Source organism: Corynebacterium sp. L4757 (assembly GCF_043673995.1).
In the GTDB taxonomy this organism is placed as follows: domain Bacteria; phylum Actinomycetota; class Actinomycetes; order Mycobacteriales; family Mycobacteriaceae; genus Corynebacterium.
This window is the reverse complement of record NZ_JBIMEN010000001.1, coordinates 161934-180982: the sequence shown is the minus strand read 5'-3', so window position 1 is coordinate 180982 and position 19049 is coordinate 161934. Positions and strand designations below refer to the sequence as shown.

Genomic DNA, 19049 nt, shown 5'->3' with positions numbered 1-19049 from the left:
ATTCGGTGCGTGTACTCTAAGCGCCTTTCACTTGCGATTCTTTTTCAAGAATTCGGTGAAAGGTGCTTATTTTTCTGGGTAAAGTGGGGAAGATGGGTAAGTTCAAAGTCAAAGATGCACGCAAACTGAGAATCGGCAAGGACTTCGATTTCAGCGATGATGACCCCGCAGCAACCCCGGGGTTCGACGGCGATAATAAAGACTTGAAGAAGCAATCCGAACGCTTTGATGACGAACTCAGCGACTTACAGGAGCTGCTTTTCGCCAATGGACGCGCGCTGGGGGAGAATGCCCCGTCGGTGCTGGTGATTCTGCAAGGCATGGATACCTCTGGCAAAGGTGGGGCGGTGCGGTCGGTATTCTCAGTATTCGACCCGCAGGGTACTACCACAGTCGGCTTTGGTAAGCCCACGGAAGAAGAGCTAGAGCATGACTTCTTGTGGCGTATCCGCAAACATGACCCACGCCCCGGCCAAGTTGTAGCCTTTGATCGCTCCCACTATGAAGATGTGGTCATCCAGCGCGTCCACGGCTGGGTGGATGAAGAAGAAATTGACCGTCGTTTCGAAGCTATTCGTGATTATGAAAAGGAGCTCGCCGACCGCGGCGTGCACATCATCAAAGCCTTCTTACATATCTCCAAAGATTTCCAGAAGGAAAACCTGCTGGAGCGCGTCGAAGACCCGAAGAAATACTGGAAGTATGACGAGGGAGATGTCACAGAGCGCGCTTTCTGGTCCGAGTATTCCAAGGCTTACGCAGATGCGTTTAATCGCACGGATGCAGACCACGCGCCGTGGTACATTCTGCCATCGGATAATAAGAAATACGCGCGCATGGCGTTGAAGTTTCTCATCTTAGATGCTCTGCGCAGCATGGACTTGGAGTGGCCAGAGCCTAAGTTTGACCCCGAAGTTGAGCGCCAGCGCATTCTGGATGCTGATTAGATAAAAATACCCACTGCCCTGAAAGTTCATGAAGAACCAGGAGCAGTGGGGGTTTAGCTAGCTGGCTAGCTAGCTACTGTTCGCTATTGGCGGCTTGCTCAGCGGCTTCAGAGCCGAGCTTGGACATCTCTTCAGCAGCAGCTACGAGAGCGTCCTGTGCGGCGAGTACGCCGTCGACCGCGACCTTGAGGGACTGCGCGAGTTGCTCATCGGTCATGCCCGCGAGGTGCATGAACTCACGCTCAGTGCGGACAATGAGCTGGTCTTCATGCTCGGTAATGACCGCGCGTGCACCAAAGGACACGGTGTTGATCTGGCCGGCAGCCAGGAAAAGACCGGCATCAGCATTGGCGAAGGACACGTCGGTGGCCACATCAGCGCGAACAATGATGACACTCGGAAGCACCGCGAACATGACATTGAGGCCATTGAGGTTAGCCATGGCGACAGAATCTGCGCCCTGTGCTTTTTCCAGGGTGATATCAAATTGCGTCATCGCGGCGATTGCGCGATCAATGTCCACTGGTGGCAGTGTATTTTCTGGACTAGTCATGGTTGTGTTCCCCTTCCCAGGTCACAAGCTCAGGATGCTGCTTTTCAACCCACCCGAAGGCACCCAAGATGGCATCAATGGTGGTCATCACGAAGGCATCAAGCTGATTACCCGATGCGCCTGCGCCCACGTGGTATTCACGAAAAGCAGAGACCGCGAGTTCGTCCGCGGAGCTGTCGAAAAAGCGCAAGGTTGGTGCAAAGTTATCCTGGTTCCACTGATTGGTCAGCATGAGAACCTGTGGGCCCTGCGTGGTGGGGAATGCGCCGCGCCAGAGCGAATCAATCACCAAGGTGTTATCGCGAATCTGCATAGCAATGGCCGCATTGGAAAAGCCAGTGCGCAAAATGGTGCCGGTCTGACCATCTGGGGTCTCAACGTCTTCGAGTCGATAGACCAGCGACTTGGCGTCAAAGATTTCCGCTACTCGCTCAAGAGTAACGTTTTCGACTGGTGTATCCGGAACGATTGTGGGTTCTTCGGAGCTCACTTCATCAGTCCTTAATTTAAGGGTTGTGTGTTGTAACTTTCGTCCTACCCAGCATAACGGGTCACTACAAACGCGTCCGTTCGGTAGGGCAGTTTAATCATTTCACCCGGTTGAAAGCCCATGTGGTCATAGAGGTACCAATTGAGATTGCCGGTCATCTTTTCCCGCGTCTTTTCTTTCGCGCGCAGCCAATAGGACCGCGAATGCATCAGCGTGTGCAATTGCTCCACCTGCATAGCTTGTTCCCAGTAATCATGGCGAACATCTCTAATCGTCCACGGCGCGTGTACCTCGGGGCGGAAGTCGGGGCGTTGGATATCACCCGAATGCATAATGCGCGTCAGCCGCAGAACCCAAGGATCGGAATGGACGTCAATGGTATTCCACACCAACACCACCGACCCACCCGGCCGGATAACACGGTCTAGCTCGGCGTATGCAGATTGTGCATCCACCCAATGCCACGCTTGGGCGCAGAAAGCGATGTCCACGGAGGCATCGGCAAGCGCTAATTGCTCCGCCTTCGCCCGCCAACAGCTAATGCCGTGGGTTTTCAGGACACGCACCATATCTGCGGAAGGATCGCAGGCATAAACGGTGTCAAAATCCAATGCGCGAGTAAGCTTTCCCGTGCCGGCACCAATATCGAGCGCCACCGAGCCCGCAGCCAGCGAAGTAATAAACCCCGGATAGCCCGGGCGGATGGCGTCGTAATTCTCCGCGCCGTCGGCAAAAGCCTGCGCCGCAGCATGCTTGCGCGCGGGATCCGCAAAGCGCGGGTTCTGCCGGCGGGAAGGGGGACGGTAGCTCGGATAGTGTTCGGGGCTAGTATTAGGTGTTTCGGGTGTCATATTTTTATTTTTTAATTGTGCAAGAGGTGATGGGTGTGGCTGCTCTTCCGCAAGCCGATGATCCGCGGTGGGTATTAAAAACTATTTTCTCACGCAAAGAAAGCACTTTACCCGCCGCGGTGTTGATGTCCATCAGCTTTGTCTGTAATGGACTCTCACCGGTGATTATCGGGCGTGCGATTGATGATGCTATCGCAACAACGCAGCTATCTACATTGTGGCTGTGGGTAGTAGTTTTGCTCATCACCTTTTGTATTAATGCTGCCGCCAGCTGGTTTGGCCGTTCACTATTTACTCGGGCGATGCTGGAAATTGGTCACGAGATGCGCATGGAAGTCACGGATCGCATCCAGGACCCCAAGGGCATGGCGGGGCGTCAGCGCACCGCGGGAGAATTGCTGTCCATTGCGTCTTCGGATACCCAGCGTGTGGCCGAAGCAGTCATCATGACCGTCTTCCCCGTCGCGGAGATTACCTCCATTATTTATGTCGCCACGATGGTCTCTTTGGTGAACCTTCCGCTGGGAATTGGCGTGCTCATTGGTGGCCCGCTGGTGGTGATTATATCCCTGAAATCCGCTACGCCTCTGCGCAAGCGTTCCTCAAAGAGGCAGCGCGCTTTGGCACAGGCTTCCGCGACGGCTACGGACGTGGTGCAAGGGTTGCGCATTCTAAAAGGCCTGGGCGCGGTTGATACGGTGCGTGCGCGCTACCAGGAGGTCTCCGATAATGCCTATGACCGCACGGTTGAAGCCAATGGTGCGCAGGCCCGCCTGAATGCGATTACCGAGTTCGCCGGCGCAGTGTACGTTGTTGCCGTGGGCATTGCCTCAGGCCTTATGGCGATGAATGGCGTGATTACGGTTGGTGAGCTCATCACCGTGGTCGGCTTGACGCAATTTATCATCACGCCGATGACCATGTTGGGCAAAAATATTGCGTCCCGCTGGGCCACGGCGCAGGCCTCGGGTCGCCGTATCCAGGAGCTTTTGCTTACCGATGCCTCCTTCACCAATGACCAACCCGCCCTTCCTGCCTTGGAACCGGGAATCACCGTTATCACCGGCACAGCACCTGAGGAAATAGTGAACCTGCCGCGGGAAAAGTACCTGGTTGCCCCACACCAAGCAGACATTTTTGAAGGCACGGTGGCTGATAATATTCACACAGATCATGGCCGCGCGATGTGGGCGCTAGAAGTTGCTTCTGCCGAAGATATCCCTGGTGGTCCAGACCGCGAGGTCGGGGAGAATGGCGGGCACCTGTCTGGCGGGCAGCGCCAACGCGTGGCATTGGCGCGTGCGATTGCGGCGGATGCGGAGATTCTCATCCTCCAAGACCCCACCACGGCGGTGGATTCAGTTACAGAGCACACGATTGCGTCCCGCGTTGTGCAGGCACGTAAGGATAAACCGACCATCGTCTACACAAATTCCCCTGCCTGGCAGGCCGTTGGAATAGGAGCGAAGTAGATATGAGCATGCGTTTTCCTACCGCCACCTGGCCGGAAACCCGCACGGTGTTGGCCCGCCACCTGCGCCACGTACCGAAGGCGGGTTCGCAATTTACGTTATCAATCGTGCTGCTGATCATCGGCGCGGTGGCCAATATTTGGATCCCGCTGCAATTGGGCAAGATTGTGGACGTGGTCATCTCAGAGACCTCCACGAGCCTCGCGCGCATCACCATGGAGCTCGTCATCGCCGCACTGGTTGCGGGCGTATTTTCTGCCTGGGGCTTCTTCGTGCTCTCCCGCCTAACCGAGCGCATCATCGCGAATTTGCGCGAGGACATGGTTGGCACTGCGTTGGGCTTGCCTGTTCACCGCGTGGAAGATGCCGGCACCGGTGACTTGGTGTCGCGCTCCACTGATGACGTGGCTGAGCTTTCTGCTGCGGTGACCGAAACCGTACCGGTGCTGGCGAATTCGGGTTTTGCCATCATCACCACCGCGGCGGCGCTGGTCATGATGGACTGGCAATTCATTCTCATCGTGGTTCTGGCAACACCCATCTACATCATCGCTGCCCGGCGTTATCTTCGGGTGGCACCAGGGCGTTATGCCGCTGAGCGCGCTTCCATGGCTGATCGTGCTCGCCGGGTGCTCGAAGCCATTCGCGGACGCAGCACCGTGCGCGCATTTGGCATGGAAAAGACCATGCATAACCGCATCCACACTGCATCTTGGGATGTGGTGGAAAATGGTTTCTCCGCACGCCGCACCATGTTCGTGCTGCAGTTGTGGATGACGTCGGTGGAATTCGTCATGCTCACCACCGGTCTTTTCGTCGGTTTCTACACGGTGGCGACGGGCAACTTGACCGTTGGTGCGGTGACCGCCGCGATGCTTATGCTCATTCGCCTGCGCGGACCACTCATGGGGCTGATGCGTGTGCTGGATACCGTCCAGTCCGGTTATGCTTCGTTGGCGCGTATTGTCGGCGTGGTCATTAATCCGCCACAGCCAACTCAGCCGGCCGGCGCGCCGCCCAAGCAGGGCCACGTGCAGGTCAAGGATGTGTCCTTCTCCTATGGCGAAGGCTGGGCTGTGGAGGATGTTTCCTTAGATATCGAACCCGGAAATACCGTTGCCCTGGTTGGTGCCTCCGGTGCTGGTAAGACCACCGTCGCAGCTTTGCTTGCTGGTTTGCGCGTGCCAGATTCGGGCAGCGTGACCATCGATGGCATCGAGGTCACATCCCTGTCAGATACTGAGCGCGTTGCACGCCTCGCCATGGTTTCTCAGGAAGTCCACGTATTCTCCGGCACATTGCGTGAGGATTTAAGCTTGGCCAAACCAGATGCCACTGATGCCGAGATGCTTGAAGTTCTCGAGCGCGTACATGCTGGCTGGTTTCACCAGCTGGCCGATGGCCTCGACTCCGTCGTGGGCGCTCAAGGCCTCCAACTTGAACCCGTGGAAGCCCAGCAGCTCGCTTTAGCGCGGATGCTTTTGCTGGATCCGAAAGTCGTGGTCATGGATGAAGCGACCGCCGAGGCAGGCTCTCAAGGCGCGCAAGCGCTCCAAGACGCAGCGGAAGAATTAACCAAGGGCCGTGCAGCTCTCGTGGTTGCCCACCGCCTCGATCAAGCCTCTAAGGCTGACGAGATTCTGGTGATGGATAACGGACGCGTCGTGGAGCGGGGAACGCATGCGCAATTGCTAAAATCCGAGGGACGTTATCACCAATTATGGTCTGCGTGGCTCATTGGTAGACAATAGAAGTATTCGTGGGGCAAACCCCGAATCCCGTAAAAGTTGAGCTGCATAAGATTCAGCAGTGCAGAAGCAGAGGAGATCCGGTGCGCACAACCAGCAATCAGGGATCGCCATCCCGAATCGCTGCTCTTCGTACCATCATCGCGACGGTTGGTGTCATGGTTATGGCCTTGACTTTAGTTTCTTGTGCTGAGTTGAGCTCGCGCGGAGAAACGTCCGGGCTGGCTGGCAAAGCCACAGTGGAGACCGCAGGCGAAGAAACTGAAGATAACGCCGCTGATGAGCCGCGAAACTTGGGCATGCCGACCTCTGCGCCGTTGGTGGGCCCTGAGCCAGGCACGTCAAAGACGATCAACCTAGCATCGGGCCGCAGTTTCATCCTGCACGTGCCTGAGGACTACACGCCGCAGAAAACTTGGCCCGTCGTCTTGGCTTTCCATGGTTGGAAAGAAACTGCCGGCATGATGAAGCGCTATTCAGAACTCAGCGCCGCGCAGGCAATTACGGTCTTTCCCTCTGGTGAAGAACGCGCCTGGGCGCCTGCGCCGTACGCAGAAACCACCGGCGCCGAGGACACGCAATTCGTTCGCGACATCGTGGACTCTTTGCGCGCCACCTATGCAGTAGATGATGACCGCATCTACGCCACGGGCATGTCGAATGGCGGCGGCTTTGCTGCCTATTTGGGTTGCCAGATGCCTGAAGTATTCAAGTCAGTCGCAACAGTCTCTGCTGCCTATTATCAAGCTATCCATGCCTCTTGTAAGGGCGAGCCTGTCGGTCGCCTGGACATGCATGGCACGTTGGACCCAGTTGTGGATTACTATGGCGGCACCCGTCATAAGGAACGCTACGTGGCCGTTGGGGAAGTAGTAGCCATGGACGCGCAGCGCAACCGCTGCGAAGGCGGCGTGCGCACTGAGCGTCTAGCTAATAATGCTCTGCTCATCCAATGGGAGCAGTGTACCCGTCCCGTTCAACACATCCGCATTGGCGGTGGCGAACACGTCTGGCCCGGCGGCACCTATGACACCGATAGCGAGGTCGGCTCCGGCTTTGCTACCGATAAGGTCTTAGACTTCTTCGCCATCCCGGGCCGCCCGGACGGTACTGAAGAGGCCGGCACCGTCTCCACGGGCACGATGGAAGGATCCGAATTAACCGATAGCTAGCCGCTAATTGCCTTGAGCGGTCCCAACATCGGTGGGGACGGCATCAATACGCACCGCATCGAGCTCCGCTGCCTGCATGCGCGCCCAGCAAATATCCGCTATATCTTTAAACCCCACGCGGTATGCAGCACTATTTTTCGCGGTCGGCTCCAGCTGCTGAATCAACGTCACCTCACGGCTGCCGCCATCACGTGCATTCAGCTGTGCGACTGCCTGCGCCGTCGTACCTGATCCGGCAAAGAAGTCCAGTACCTTGGCATCTTTTCCAGCGCCAATTGCCAGCAGATGCTCAATCAACCTGACCGGTTTCGGGTGGTCAAAAATACCGGCGATGCCCAGGGCGTCTTCGGCATCGCGTCGGCCTGACCGCGTTACGCCAAAACGTTCTCCATCGAGAATACTTCGCGGGCGTGCACCAGTCTTTTGATAATTTTTGGTGTAGACAAAGCCGCGCCGAAAGACCAGCTGATCATAGTTCTCAGCAACTTTTTCTTTCCCCCAGCGCCAGCGCGCCACCTGCGTTAGCCCTGGCGGTTGGTGCGGCCAATACTCGTCCCCTTCGGGGCCTTCAATCGCATAATCGAGTGTTGGCAAATATCCCAGCGTCTTGGAATCTAGGCGCACCAAAGAATAGGCACCACGTTCATCGCGGTAGTTGTACTTGGTGGAGGTATGGCCATCTGGGTCGAGGTTGAAGCCAGGGGATTGCTCACTGCGGGCATAAGCCAGCACATATTCATGCTCAGTTACCGCAAAGCGGGAGTCATTTTTGCCCGTGCCGCCCTTCTTCCAAATGAATTGGTTGGCAAAGTTGGACTGGCCAAAAAGTTCATCGGCAAGCATGCGCAATTGCGCAACCTCGGCCTCGCCGATGGAAATAAAAATATGCCCGGTCGGCTTCAGTAGTTCCCACGCTAGCGCCAGTCGGGGTGCCATCATGGACAGCCACTGCGCGTGCCACTGTCCGTGGTCGGTAGAGCGGTGCTCGCGCCGATTACGATAGTTATCGCGGTACACAAAATCGCGACCCGTGTTATACGGCGGATCGGTATAGATAACGTCCACGCTGGAAGGCGGCAAAGCCTTCAAAATATCCAAGTTATCGCCGGCATAGAGCACATTGCCGTCGGCGCAATCAACCGTGGCTTGGGCAGGGGTAAAAGCCTGGGCAAGAGCTTCTTGCTTGCCCGGCCAATAAAGCCCAAAGCCATTTGTCACTTAGAAAAGACCTACAATCGCTGCGGAAATAGTTGCAATACCTGTAATGATGACAAACCAATCATTAAAAGTATGGCGGAAACGCGCAAGCGCGGGGATTTTATGTACCGCAACCATCGGCATGATGAACAAAATCATGGCAATCAGCGGGCCACTGATGGATTCAATGAGCGAGAGCACGGATGGATTGGCAATCGCTACCAGCCAAGTGGTGAGGAAGATGAAGAAGTAAATCAGGTAGTTAATCGTCTTCGGTGAAGTGCTCTCCACGGTCTTCGGAGCCAGCTTGCCGATGACAAACCGTGCACCCTCCGTGGCACCCATTGTGAAGCCAAAGAAGGAAGAAATAATCGCCAGGATCGCAACAATCGGGGAGAGCAACGCCATGATGGGGACACCAGAAGTATTGGCGATATAGGACATCACGGGAATATTTTGTGCGCGTGCTTCAACCAAACCATCGGCGCCGAGCGCCAGGGTGCAGGACCACACGAAGAACATGGTGAATACCGTCAGCAGTACGCCTGTGATGGCCAGAACCTTGCGAGACTGCGCCAGTGAGTGCTTGCCCCAGGTGCGCTGCATGGCCAATGTGAACTGCGAAATAGCAGGCGAGTGGTTGAAGGAGAACACCAGCACCGGCAGGATCATGATGACTGACCATAAGGACGGGCTTTTGAAGTCCGCGTGATAAAAGCCTGCCAAGTCCCACTGCGGTATCAGATAGAAGGACACCGCTGCCAGGCAGATAATCAGTGGGTAGACAATGATTTGAGTGACAGCCAGCATTATTTTCTGCCCGAAGGCGAAAATCAGGGTCATAAAGCCCACCAGAATCAGGGACAGCAGCCAGCGGGGGACGTCCGGACCATGTAGCTGGTTGACGATGAAACTATCCATCGTGTTGGTGATAGAGACACCATAGATGAGCACCACCGGGTAGATGGAGAAGAAATATAGCACTGAGATAACCGTGCCGGCGCGCTCACCGAAGTACCCGGTAACCACACCCGTGATGTCCGAACCTTGATGCGGAGAGGCACACATGATGCGTGACAGCGCCAGGTGTGAGAGATAAGACATCGGTCCGATCAACACGGTGGCAATAAGCAGTGGCCAGAAACCAAAACCGCCCGCGTTGATCGGCAAGAATAAGATGCCGGCGCCCACAGCGGTGCCAAACAGCGATATCACCCAGTTCATATTCACTGTGGTTGGTTTTTGCTGCTTCACCACTGTTTGTGTCATGAGGGTGGGGTGCTCCTTGAAGTTATTTCCTGGTTGTGATCGAGCAATCACGCGTCGTCATGGTGGGAAAGATTCGACAACGGTCAGTCATCAAATACCGACCACCGGAAAGAAATCAGCTCAATTGGGAAACTGAGTTGGCAATGAAACTAACTTGTTATATCCGGATGTGAATTGCGATGTGTTGACCGTATCACTACGACTGGAAAATAGGCACGTACCACCACCGTAATGGGGGTTTTGATGGGTAAAGTTGCACTAAAGTCTTCCACTGCGACGCTCGTCACAAAATGATTAAGAATAGCGAATTTAGGCAATTTTTAGCCGATTCTGAGCGAATTTTCATGGCGAGATTTCCCGCTTGCCCCTATCGTGGGAAAGCGTACGAAGCGCTAAAGCTTAGGGGCCATCAAAGCCTGAGCCACCGCGGTGTTAAACCGAAGTGGTCTCCAGCTTGGAGCGTTAGATGAAATCTATTGTTAAGGAGCTTTAATTATGGGTATTTTTGACGAGGCAAAGAACAAGGCAACTGAGGCAGCGCAGGACGGCAAGCTTGATGGCCACTTGGACAAGGCAGAAGACTTTGCCAAGGACAAGGTAGGCGAGGAGCACCACGACAAGGTCGACTCCGCACGCGACAAGATTGACGGCGCCCTCGGCTCCGACAACAACGACGACGAGCGCAACGAAGAGAAGCGCTAAAGGGACTCGTTCTAAGCTTCCGCTTTAACAAAGAGCTGTGCCGCGCACCCCGCAATGAGAGTGCGCGGCACAGCTCTTTTAGCGCCAGATACTGGCTATTTATGCAGTCCAAGAAGCTATGGCCTGAAGAGGTAGCCATCTTCGTAGCTAACAGCCCATCCGAATTGATTAATGGATTTGTTGCCGCCGCCTGCTTTGACTTCGTCTCTTGCCAAATCTGCCCATTCGCGCACCTGTGCAGTGGAATAGCCGTCGTAAAAATATTCCATGTTCGATAAATCATTAGCAGGGACTCGATAAACCAAAACTCCTACTTTGTTAGATGGGTACGCCTTGCGTGCCGCTTCTGCTTCGCCCGGGCGGTCAGTCCATTGCATCTTGTCTCCAACTGCATCTTGCAGTCCCGCTTGGGCATAACTGTGAAGCTCTGGGTTTTCGTTAATCCAATGGATTTCGGCCAATCTACTCATAATGGTGTTCATCTGCCCGAGGATCTGCTTTCGTCAGTGAAAGGTGTTGACGGATCGCTTGGAACGTCAGGGGCCGAAGGTTCGGTGGATGGCCTCGGGTTGGACGGGGTTGACGGCTCGGCAGGGGTTGATGGTGTTGTAGGAGTCGATGGCTTAGAGGGGGCAGAAGGCTTGCTGCTGGAGGACAGACCGAAGAGGTTGGAGCTCTGAGCAGTAGCGGCAGGGGCGAGGGAGAAGGTCAAGGCCGCTGCGGCGGCGGTAGAAACTAACGCAGTGGTGAATTTGTTCATACCAATTAAAATAGCGCCTTCAGACAGGTTACGCTCAGGTTCCACTCAGTTTCCATTCAGTTGATTGCCAGTAAATTGGAACTAGTGTGTCGAATGTGGGGCACTTTTCGTGCTTTTGGTTAGATATTTAGCGCATCTTGGGGTGAGAATTGCCAGCGTGGAATATGTTTGGAGTTTGGCAGATAGTGCTCTAAGCAAAACGTATGGTCCATACTTCAAAAGTATGAACGTATTTCAGGCCGGTGCCGAACGGGGGTAAAGGCGGGGTATAAATCGCAGTGGTGGTCTGCCAGTGCTGTGGGATTGAGTCACGAAAAAGAGAAACGCTTCCGTTCTCAGGCGTTGAGATGGAAGCGGTGGGCATTAAATTTTGTTTTAAAGAATGTTGTCGGACTAACAGGATTTGAACCTGCGACCCCTACACCCCCAGTGTAGTGCGCTACCAAGCTGCGCCATAGTCCGCCATCGCCCGCGTGGGGCAATGAAGATAGGTTACATCATTGCTATTTCGAGGTGAAAATTAGCCCATGACTTGCTTCGGACTAGCTCACGTCTCCGGTGGAGTAGACCCACTCGCGTGGAGCAGGCGTGCCGTCGGTGTCTTCACGAAGTTGGAGGCGGCGGAAGGTGGAGCGTTCGCGCTGCGAGCCTTTGGCCGCGCCCTTGTAGAAGGCCTCAAATTCGACCACGCCGGTGTCATCGAGGGGCGTGCCAGCCTTGGTATCGATGATGTCGAGGCGGTAGAAGCGGATGCCGGTGTCCTGGGCGAAAGGTTCAGCCAGGTTGAGCGAGCCCGGGCGGGTATCCGGATCCCAGGTGCGCAAAAGGTAAGCTTCATCGCCGGTGACGAATGCGGTAAACCTTGAGCGCATGAGCGTCTCCGCGGTGGGCGCGGGCTGGCCATCGTGGTATTTCTTGCAGCACTCGCCAAAGGTGAGTCCGGTGCCGCAGGGGCAGCGGATATCGGCAGGCAATGGGTTGAGAATATCCATCTAAAACACATCCACGATGTGTGCCGAAGAAATCAGTGAGACAATATCGGCGTCCTTGCCGGCCTGCAGCAGGGCGGACTTCTCAGCCGCGCTCAGGTTGCCGGTGAGAGAAACGCGACGCTCAAATGTCGCTTCATGGATATGGGTGACGGTGACCTCAACATCGTCCAAATCCATCTTCTTCGCTGCCTCTTTCACTGCCTGCGCGGTGCCGGACGCCAGCGCCGACATCAGCAGACCTGCAGCCGTATGCCCATTGCCGCGCCCGCCATTGGACTTGGTGAGGTCGGTGGAGATCGAACGGTCATTATTGCGCACCACCACACCAAATCGGGTGCCGGTGGCCAGATGCGCGGTGGCTGCCTCGGGGCCCACGGCAGCGGGCACGTTGTCAGGTTCAATGTATTGCTCCACCCACGCACCGATCAGATCGGCCGCACGCGCACCGGCACCATGCTTGGTCAGCAGGTGGTCAGCCTTATCCAGCGACACCAGCGACTTCGGGTAGCGCGTGACCCGGAAGATGGTTTGCGCATTATCAATGCCTACGGTCTGATCAATCGGGGAGTGCACCAGCATCAAAGGCTTACGCATAGGACGCAGGTAGTCTTCTGGATTGGTGGAGGCCAGATCCTCCAAGAAGTGACGCGAGATGGTCAAACGGCGCCCGCCAAGGACCACCTCAACGGAGCCATTCTTATCCACTTCACCAATCTTGTCCGCATAATGCAGCACCGAATGCGCCGGATCAAAAGGCGCGCCAATGGTCGCCACGGCTTTGACAGAATCCACGCCACTCGCGGCCGCGAGTGTGGCAGCACCGCCGAGCGAATGGCCAATGAGCAGCTGTGGGGCGGCGTATTCATCGGCAAGCCATGCGGCTGCCGCCTGAATATCTGCGACGTTGCCGCTGAAAGAGGACTCGGCGAATTCACCCTCGGACTGGCCTAAGCCGGGGAAATCAAAGCGCAGCGTCGCAATTCCGAAACTAGTCAACTGTTTCGATACACGCGCGGCACCGGGCGTGTGACGGTGGCCAGCGAAGCAATGCGCGAAAACCGCGAAAGCTTTGGGCGGGGAATCAGGAAAGTCAATAGTGCCAGCAAGTTTAATGCCGGTCGCCGAAGGAAACGTGACGTTCACAGAGTGCATGACCACTAGAATAACGGGCGCAGTTGATTCAACAACACCCAGGCCTACTACAGTCAATAGAAATCACATAAACCGCTAAAGGGAGATGAATTAACACTCATGGGAGCATTCGACTGGTTCTGGAAGGCGATGGGCTCATCTTCGGAGCGCAATAATAAGAAATCTAAGTCCATCGTGACTGATTCCCAATCGCTACAGGATGAGCTTTCTGCGCTTTCCGATGCCGAGCTCGCCGCCCGTGCACGCGACTGCGCCGCAGGTGGGGAGCTTAAAGACAAGTCCACATTCCTGGCTTGCCTCGCGGTGGCGAGCCAGCGCAAGCTGGGCATGACGCCTTTTCATGTCCAATCCCAAGCGGTCTTGAGGCTTCTCGAAGGCGACGTTATCCAGATGGCGACCGGTGAGGGCAAGACTCTGGTGGGCGCGATGGCGGCTACTGGCTTTGCCCTGACGGGCAAGCGGGTGCATGTAGTAACGGTGAATAATTATCTAGCCCAGCGCGATGCCGAGTGGATGGGACCATTGGTTGAGCTCTTTGGCCTATCGGTTGCAAGCGTGACTGAGAAGATGAGCGCCGATGAGCGCCGCGCGGCGTATCTTTCGGACATTATTTATGCACCGGTGAATGAGCTGGGCTTTGATGTGCTGCGTGATAACCAGATCACGGACCGTTCTCAGACCGTGCAGGCGCCTGCCGATGTCGCCCTCGTTGACGAAGCCGATTCTGTCCTGGTGGATGAAGCTTTAGTGCCACTCGTGCTGGCTGGTTCACGCAAAGGCGAGGCGCCGACCGGGCACATTACTAATGTGGTCTCACGTTTGCGTGAAGATTTGGACTACTCCATTAGCCAAGACGGCCGGACGGTCTCACTGACGGATGCTGGCGCGCAACGCGTCGAACAGGAGTTAGGGATTGACTCCTTATACTCCGAGGACAATATTGGCACCGTGCTGGTGAAGGTCAATTTGGCTCTGCATGCCAAGGCGCTGTTGATTCGCGATATTCACTACATCGTCAACGATGGTGAACTGGCCCTGATTGACGCCTCCAAGGGGCGCGTAGCTGACTTGCAGCGGTGGCCTGATGGACTGCAAGCGGCGGTGGAAGCCAAGGAAGGCCTAGAGGTTTCCGAAGGCGGCCGCATTTTAGACACGATTACTTTGCAGGAGCTGATGCGCCGATACCCAACCGTGTGCGGCATGACCGGCACTGCGGTGGAAGCGACTGACCAGTTGCGCCAATTCTATGACCTGCATGTCTCAGTAATTGATCGCAATAATGAATTGCAGCGTTTTGATGAACAAGACCGCGTCTACGCCACCATGGCGGATAAGAATAAGGCCATCGTGGCAGAAATTCAGACGCTGCATGCGACCGGTCAGCCGGTGCTGGTGGGCACGCATGACGTGGCTGAATCCGAGGACCTGGCCGAAGCGCTGCAGGAACTTGGCATCGAGGTCAACGTGTTGAACGCAAAGAATGACGCCGAGGAAGCACGCATCATCGCCGAGGCCGGTGATCAGGGTCGCGTCACTGTGTCTACGCAGATGGCTGGTCGCGGTACCGATATCAAGCTCGGTGGCGCTGATGAATCCGACCGCGAGGCAGTTGCTGCGGCCGGCGGATTGGCGGTGATTGGCACCTCCCGGCACCGCTCCTCGCGCCTGGACAATCAGCTGCGTGGACGTGCCGGACGCCAAGGTGACCCGGGGCTGTCGCTATTTTTTGTCTCCCTGGAAGACGACATCGTTGTTCAAGGCGGTGAGGATGATTCCCTAACCGTGCAGCCGGGCGAAGATGGCCGCATTGAGTCAAAGCGCGTGAATGATTTCATCGCACACTGCCAGCGAGTGACCGAGGGCCAATTGCTGGAGATTCACGCGCAGACCTGGAAATACAATCAGTTGCTGGCGGATCAGCGCATTATCATCGACAAGCGCCGCGCGAGTTTATTGGATACAGATCAGGCCTGGCAGGAATTGGCGCAGCGTGCCCCACAGCGAGCAGCGGAGCTTGAGGGCGTCTCGGAAACTGCGAAGATGGCTGCGGCGCGCGAAATCATGTTGTACCACCTGGACATGTCCTGGGCTGATCATCTAGAGCTGATGGATGATGTCCGTGAATCTATTCACCTGCGTGCGATTGCGCGGGAGACCCCGATTGATGAATATCACCGCATTGCCGTGCGCGAATTTAAGGACCTAGCGCAGCGCGCAGTCGATGATGCGGTAGAGAGTTTCATCACTGTAGTTATCGATGAAGACGGAGCTCATCTGGACGATTCTGGACTCGCGCGCCCGTCAGCAACGTGGACTTATATGGTTTCTGATAACCCGCTGGCTGGGTCTGGCAACTCTGTGATCGGGGGGATTGGTAACCTATTTAGGTAAGCGAAATCTCACGGGTTAGCCCGCATAGCGATAGAAAGTCGCTATTATGAACTTAGTAAAACAATATCCACGACTTTGCACTATCCTTCGGAGGTAAACATTATGGCCGAGAACAATGGCACTCCAGAACCACAGGTCGAAACCACTTCGGTTTTCCGTGCTGACCTGCTCAAAGAAATGGAGAACTCTGCTGCGTCGAGCACTGACACCTCCGCAGCGGGTGCCGATAACCTGCCTGAGGGCCAAGCACTGCTGGTGGTAAAGCGTGGACCAAACGCAGGCGCACGCTTCCTATTGGATCAGGCAACCACCACTGCGGGACGCCACCCAGAGGCAGACATCTTCCTGGATGACGTTACTGTCTCCCGCCGTCACGCAGAGTTCCGCATTGATGGCGACCAGTTTGAGGTCGTTGACGTGGGATCTCTTAACGGCACCTACGTTAACCGCGAGCCACGCAACTCCCAGGTTCTCGAAGTTGGAGATGAGATTCAGATCGGTAAATTCCGACTAGTCTTCATCGCTAATAAGAAGTAGAATCTGGTTCTTGAAACAAACAGTCTCTTTTTGTGAGAGACTGTTTATTAGTAAATGACACGGCTGTGGTTTACCTTCCCCGGTAGTCGACTTTCGCAATCTGCCTTTAATTGCACAGTCGGCTTAGCGCGAGGGTGGGCCAAGCGATAGCTATGATTTCAGAGCCACAGCGGTAAAACCTGAAGTGGCAAGAGATCCGGAGAGAACAAATAACATCGTGAGTGCAGCGAAGCAACAGGCAGCGACGGCAAGCGCAGCGGCAGCGAACCCAGCTCCCAAGACGCAAAAGAAGAAGACCATGTCCATCGGCGTGGTTTTGGAGAATCTGCAGCAGCAATTCCCCGAAGTTAGTGTGTCTAAGATCCGGTTCCTTGAAACCGAAAAGCTGATTACGCCCGCCCGCACCGCCTCCGGCTACCGCCGTTTCACTGAAGATGATGTGGAGCGATTGCGCTACATTCTCACCCAGCAGCGCGATAATTACACGCCGCTCAAGGTGATTCGTGAGCAGCTCGAAGCCATGGATTCTGGCCAGGTCACCGCGATTGTTGGTGCCGGACAGACCTCCACGCTGGTGTCTGCAGATAAATTCCGCGCACCGGTAGTCACGCGTCTCACCGGCGCCGATGTGGCAGAGCAGGCTGGCAGCGATGAAAAGACTGTCATGTCCTTGACCAAGGTCGGTCTGATTTCTGCGGACGCGACGGGTTTCTACACTGCAGATGATGTTTCCATCGTTTCTGCAGCTGAGGCTCTCAAGGCTTTCGGCTTTGATGAGCGCCGCCTGAAGTCCCTGCGCATTAGCGCGCGCCGCCAGGCTGACTTGATTGCGCAGGTGGCCGCTCCGGTTGCTGCCTCCAAGTCTGATACCGCGCGTCAGCAAGCGGAAGAGATGTCTTCCCAGATGGCGGCGTTGGTGGTCTCCCTGCACGCAACGTTGGTCAAGACTGACCTGCGTAATGAGTTTTAATTAAGACCCTTCTTCACCACCCTTCAACGTGCGATGCGCGGACTGCGCACTCGCGTTAGGGTGGTTTAATAATTTAGATGGCGAAAGGCACAAGACCATGAAGTTAGTGGAATTGCAGTTCTTGGGTGTTCACATGATGGAGCCGGAGGACTTTCTCTGCGCGCTGCTTGCGGATCCGGCATCATCCAAGCTGGTCCCGGTATGGATGTCTTTGGCTGATGGGGCACGCTTGAGCTCGCGTGCCGATGGTTATAATCCGACTCGTCCCGATACCCATGATCTGCTGATCGAACTCATGGAAGCCCAGGGCGGCCTGTCGAGCGCCGTAATTAATAATGTGCACGAGGGAGTCTTCTACGTGGAGATCACCACCGGGCAGGGCACGACGCTTGATGCTCGTGTTTCTGATGCCGTGGCGCTGACCCTTCACTTCGAGGCGCCATTGACAATTGATGAAGAGATCCTGGGCAAAGTCGGGCTTTATGTTTCCGAGGATGACTTGGATCAGTACTTCGATATTGACTACTCAGCCACATCCTTCACGCCTGGTCAAAGCAGCCGGCCGGAAGAGGATGACTCTTCATCAACATCGGCTTCAGGCGATGCGCAAGCTGATGCTGATTTCAGCGCGCTCATGCAGTCCATGGGCATTAGCGAGGAAGAACTGCGCTTGGAGGAAGATGCTGAGGGCGCAGAAGATAAAGCCTCCGATGCTGATGTTGACGAAGACGAGGACATCTGGGGCGACATCGACGACTCCAAGGGTGAAGACTCCAAAGAAGACTCCGAGGGTGATGATACCCAAGACGACGATACTGAGGGCGGCAAGGGGAGCGGACGCTAAAGCCTACCCTCACCAGGTATTATCCTTCCGCCACCCGCGAGTTTGGGGGTAGTTCCGGGGGTGGTTAGGGAGAAATATTGGCGAAATAAATGACACGCGTGTGACTTATGGTGCCTTGAAGATCTCCAAGGTTTAAGGTTGAAGTAGAACTTGAGACTTTGACGTTTCGCTTGCGCATGGGTTGACGTAGCTTCATCCATGGCAAATAATGAAACCTATAGCTCTAAAGCTAAACACAATTGGAGTAATTACGTGTCTAAGAAAGACGATGCCCTCATCATGGGCGATAACACCCACATCGAGCAGGCCGCTAAGGACGCAACCGCCGAGCAGCAGCCTGTTCAAGAATCCCTTTTTGACGTCGGTCCAGACGAGCAGGTCGGTTACCGCGTCCCAATCGCATGCCAGGTAGCAGGCATTACTTACCGCCAGCTCGACTACTGGGCGCGCACCAACCTGGTTAACCCATCTATCCGCAACGCGCGCGGCTCCGGCTCCCAGCGCCTGTACTCCTTCAAGGACGTACTGGTTCTGAAGATCGTAAAGCGCCTGCTGGACACCGGCATCTCTTTGCAGAATATCCGCCTGGCAGTTGAATCCTTGCGCGACCTTGGCGTTAATGACATTGCGGAGCTTACGCTCGTATCGGATGGCACCACCGTTTATGAGTGCCGCTCCAACGATGAAGTTATTGACCTTCTGGCCGGTGGCCAGGGCGTATTCGGCATCGCTGTCCCAGGCATCATGAAGGAGCTCTCCGGTACTATCTCTTCCTTCCCATCCGAGCGCATTGAGCTGGATGAGGGCGAAGCAACCGTGGTTGGCATTGATGAGCTAGCCAAGTTCCGCGAGCGCAAGACCTCCTAGGCAGAAACTGCTCTTTGTAGCTTCTCCACCCTTTAATTACTCCGCAAAAATCTCCGCTGCACATTGAGTGCTCGCGGAGATTTTGCAGTTTTGCCCAGTAAGCCAGGGGATTTAGTTGGCTAAGGCTCAGTCCGG

Annotated in this window: 18 protein-coding genes and 1 tRNA gene; 10 read left to right on the top strand and 9 right to left on the bottom strand. The window is 55.5% G+C overall.

From position 1 onward, the window contains the following. Positions 1-92 precede the first annotated feature (92 nt). On the top strand, positions 93-947 hold the full coding sequence (locus tag ACG98I_RS00800) for a PPK2 family polyphosphate kinase (protein ID WP_394717635.1): 855 nt from the start codon (positions 93-95) through the stop codon (positions 945-947). Between the two features lie 73 nt (positions 948-1020). Here ACG98I_RS00800 and ACG98I_RS00795 read toward each other — a convergent pair whose 3' ends face one another. The 3 genes from ACG98I_RS00795 to ACG98I_RS00785 are packed head-to-tail and all read right to left on the bottom strand — an operon-like array spanning position 1021 to position 2841. After that, positions 1021-1500: a hypothetical protein gene (locus ACG98I_RS00795; RefSeq protein WP_394717634.1), complete on the bottom strand. Its 480-nt coding sequence runs from the start codon at positions 1498-1500 to the stop codon at positions 1021-1023. Continuing rightward, entirely contained in the window at positions 1493-1990 is a 498-nt protein-coding gene (locus ACG98I_RS00790) for a YbjN domain-containing protein (RefSeq protein ID WP_394717633.1), read from the bottom strand. Before ACG98I_RS00790 ends, ACG98I_RS00795 begins: the two co-directional genes overlap by 8 nt. A 44-nt stretch (positions 1991-2034) precedes the next feature. After that, positions 2035-2841: a class I SAM-dependent methyltransferase gene (locus ACG98I_RS00785; protein WP_394717632.1), complete on the bottom strand. Its 807-nt coding sequence runs from the start codon at positions 2839-2841 to the stop codon at positions 2035-2037. 29 nt (positions 2842-2870) lie between these two features. Here ACG98I_RS00785 and ACG98I_RS00780 point away from each other — a divergent pair, with 29 nt between their 5' ends. From ACG98I_RS00780 to ACG98I_RS00770, 3 genes are all read left to right on the top strand, one after another. Continuing rightward, positions 2871-4313, top strand: a complete 1443-nt coding sequence (locus ACG98I_RS00780) for an ABC transporter transmembrane domain-containing protein (RefSeq protein ID WP_394718048.1) — start codon at positions 2871-2873, stop codon at positions 4311-4313. Positions 4314-4315: 2 nt separating this feature from the next. Continuing rightward, a complete protein-coding gene (locus ACG98I_RS00775) occupies positions 4316-6064 on the top strand; it encodes an ABC transporter ATP-binding protein (protein ID WP_394717631.1) in 1749 nt (582 codons plus the stop codon). An 80-nt stretch (positions 6065-6144) separates the two neighbouring features. Beyond that, positions 6145-7233 (top strand): alpha/beta hydrolase family esterase, encoded by a 1089-nt coding sequence (locus tag ACG98I_RS00770; protein ID WP_394717630.1) that lies wholly within the window; start codon positions 6145-6147, stop codon positions 7231-7233. Positions 7234-7236: 3 nt separating this feature from the next. Here the strand turns inward: ACG98I_RS00770 and ACG98I_RS00765 are convergent, their stop codons facing one another. Next, positions 7237-8451, bottom strand: coding sequence for a site-specific DNA-methyltransferase (locus ACG98I_RS00765; RefSeq protein WP_394717629.1), 1215 nt, complete (start codon positions 8449-8451; stop codon positions 7237-7239). After that, the gene (locus tag ACG98I_RS00760; protein ID WP_394717628.1) at positions 8452-9699 is read right to left on the bottom strand and encodes an aromatic amino acid transport family protein; all 1248 of its coding nucleotides are present in this window, start codon (positions 9697-9699) and stop codon (positions 8452-8454) included. 495 nt (positions 9700-10194) lie between these two features. Between ACG98I_RS00760 and ACG98I_RS00755 the strand changes: the two genes are divergently transcribed. Beyond that, positions 10195-10401, top strand: a complete 207-nt coding sequence (locus ACG98I_RS00755) for an antitoxin (protein WP_394717627.1) — start codon at positions 10195-10197, stop codon at positions 10399-10401. 116 nt (positions 10402-10517) lie between these two features. Here ACG98I_RS00755 and ACG98I_RS00750 read toward each other — a convergent pair whose 3' ends face one another. From ACG98I_RS00750 to ACG98I_RS00735, 4 genes are all read right to left on the bottom strand, one after another. Next, complete coding sequence (locus tag ACG98I_RS00750) at positions 10518-10883, bottom strand: hypothetical protein (RefSeq protein WP_394717626.1); 366 nt, start codon at positions 10881-10883, stop codon at positions 10518-10520. A gap of 666 nt (positions 10884-11549) precedes the next feature. Continuing rightward, positions 11550-11623 (bottom strand) — tRNA-Pro (locus tag ACG98I_RS00745). A gap of 80 nt (positions 11624-11703) precedes the next feature. Next, a complete protein-coding gene (locus ACG98I_RS00740) occupies positions 11704-12153 on the bottom strand; it encodes a YchJ family protein (protein ID WP_394717625.1) in 450 nt (149 codons plus the stop codon). Then, positions 12154-13305: an alpha/beta fold hydrolase gene (locus ACG98I_RS00735; RefSeq protein ID WP_394717624.1), complete on the bottom strand. Its 1152-nt coding sequence runs from the start codon at positions 13303-13305 to the stop codon at positions 12154-12156. It lies immediately after the preceding gene. Between the two features lie 99 nt (positions 13306-13404). Here ACG98I_RS00735 and secA2 point away from each other — a divergent pair, with 99 nt between their 5' ends. The 5 genes from secA2 (at position 13405) to ACG98I_RS00710 (ending at position 18914) form a co-directional block, all read left to right on the top strand. Continuing rightward, complete coding sequence (gene secA2, locus ACG98I_RS00730) at positions 13405-15696, top strand: accessory Sec system translocase SecA2 (protein ID WP_394717623.1); 2292 nt, start codon at positions 13405-13407, stop codon at positions 15694-15696. 102 nt (positions 15697-15798) lie between these two features. Then, the gene (gene odhI, locus ACG98I_RS00725) at positions 15799-16233 is read left to right on the top strand and encodes an oxoglutarate dehydrogenase inhibitor Odhl (protein WP_394717622.1); all 435 of its coding nucleotides are present in this window, start codon (positions 15799-15801) and stop codon (positions 16231-16233) included. Positions 16234-16450: 217 nt separating this feature from the next. Next, entirely contained in the window at positions 16451-17203 is a 753-nt protein-coding gene (locus tag ACG98I_RS00720; RefSeq protein ID WP_394717621.1) for a MerR family transcriptional regulator, read from the top strand. A 97-nt stretch (positions 17204-17300) separates the two neighbouring features. Beyond that, positions 17301-18047, top strand: a complete 747-nt coding sequence (locus tag ACG98I_RS00715) for a bifunctional nuclease domain-containing protein (RefSeq protein WP_394717620.1) — start codon at positions 17301-17303, stop codon at positions 18045-18047. Positions 18048-18326: 279 nt separating this feature from the next. After that, positions 18327-18914: a MerR family transcriptional regulator gene (locus tag ACG98I_RS00710; RefSeq protein WP_394718046.1), complete on the top strand. Its 588-nt coding sequence runs from the start codon at positions 18327-18329 to the stop codon at positions 18912-18914. The last annotated feature ends 135 nt before the right edge of the window (positions 18915-19049 follow it).

Excerpts from the sequence above, each read along its gene's own strand:
- ACG98I_RS00800 (WP_394717635.1), top strand. The coding sequence starts at position 93 with ATGGGTAAGTTCAAAGTCAAAGATGCACGCAAACTGAGAATCGGCAAG.
- ACG98I_RS00795 (WP_394717634.1), bottom strand. The coding sequence starts at position 1,500 with ATGACTAGTCCAGAAAATACACTGCCACCAGTGGACATTGATCGCGCA.
- ACG98I_RS00785 (WP_394717632.1), bottom strand. The coding sequence starts at position 2,841 with ATGACACCCGAAACACCTAATACTAGCCCCGAACACTATCCGAGCTAC.
- ACG98I_RS00780 (WP_394718048.1), top strand. The coding sequence starts at position 2,871 with ATGGGTGTGGCTGCTCTTCCGCAAGCCGATGATCCGCGGTGGGTATTA.
- ACG98I_RS00775 (WP_394717631.1), top strand. The coding sequence starts at position 4,316 with ATGAGCATGCGTTTTCCTACCGCCACCTGGCCGGAAACCCGCACGGTG.
- ACG98I_RS00760 (WP_394717628.1), bottom strand. The coding sequence starts at position 9,699 with ATGACACAAACAGTGGTGAAGCAGCAAAAACCAACCACAGTGAATATG.
- ACG98I_RS00755 (WP_394717627.1), top strand. The coding sequence starts at position 10,195 with ATGGGTATTTTTGACGAGGCAAAGAACAAGGCAACTGAGGCAGCGCAG.
- ACG98I_RS00750 (WP_394717626.1), bottom strand. The coding sequence starts at position 10,883 with ATGAACACCATTATGAGTAGATTGGCCGAAATCCATTGGATTAACGAA.
- ACG98I_RS00740 (WP_394717625.1), bottom strand. The coding sequence starts at position 12,153 with ATGGATATTCTCAACCCATTGCCTGCCGATATCCGCTGCCCCTGCGGC.
- ACG98I_RS00735 (WP_394717624.1), bottom strand. The coding sequence starts at position 13,305 with ATGCACTCTGTGAACGTCACGTTTCCTTCGGCGACCGGCATTAAACTT.
- secA2 (WP_394717623.1), top strand. The coding sequence starts at position 13,405 with ATGGGAGCATTCGACTGGTTCTGGAAGGCGATGGGCTCATCTTCGGAG.
- odhI (WP_394717622.1), top strand. The coding sequence starts at position 15,799 with ATGGCCGAGAACAATGGCACTCCAGAACCACAGGTCGAAACCACTTCG.
- ACG98I_RS00715 (WP_394717620.1), top strand. The coding sequence starts at position 17,301 with ATGAAGTTAGTGGAATTGCAGTTCTTGGGTGTTCACATGATGGAGCCG.
- ACG98I_RS00710 (WP_394718046.1), top strand. The coding sequence starts at position 18,327 with ATGGGCGATAACACCCACATCGAGCAGGCCGCTAAGGACGCAACCGCC.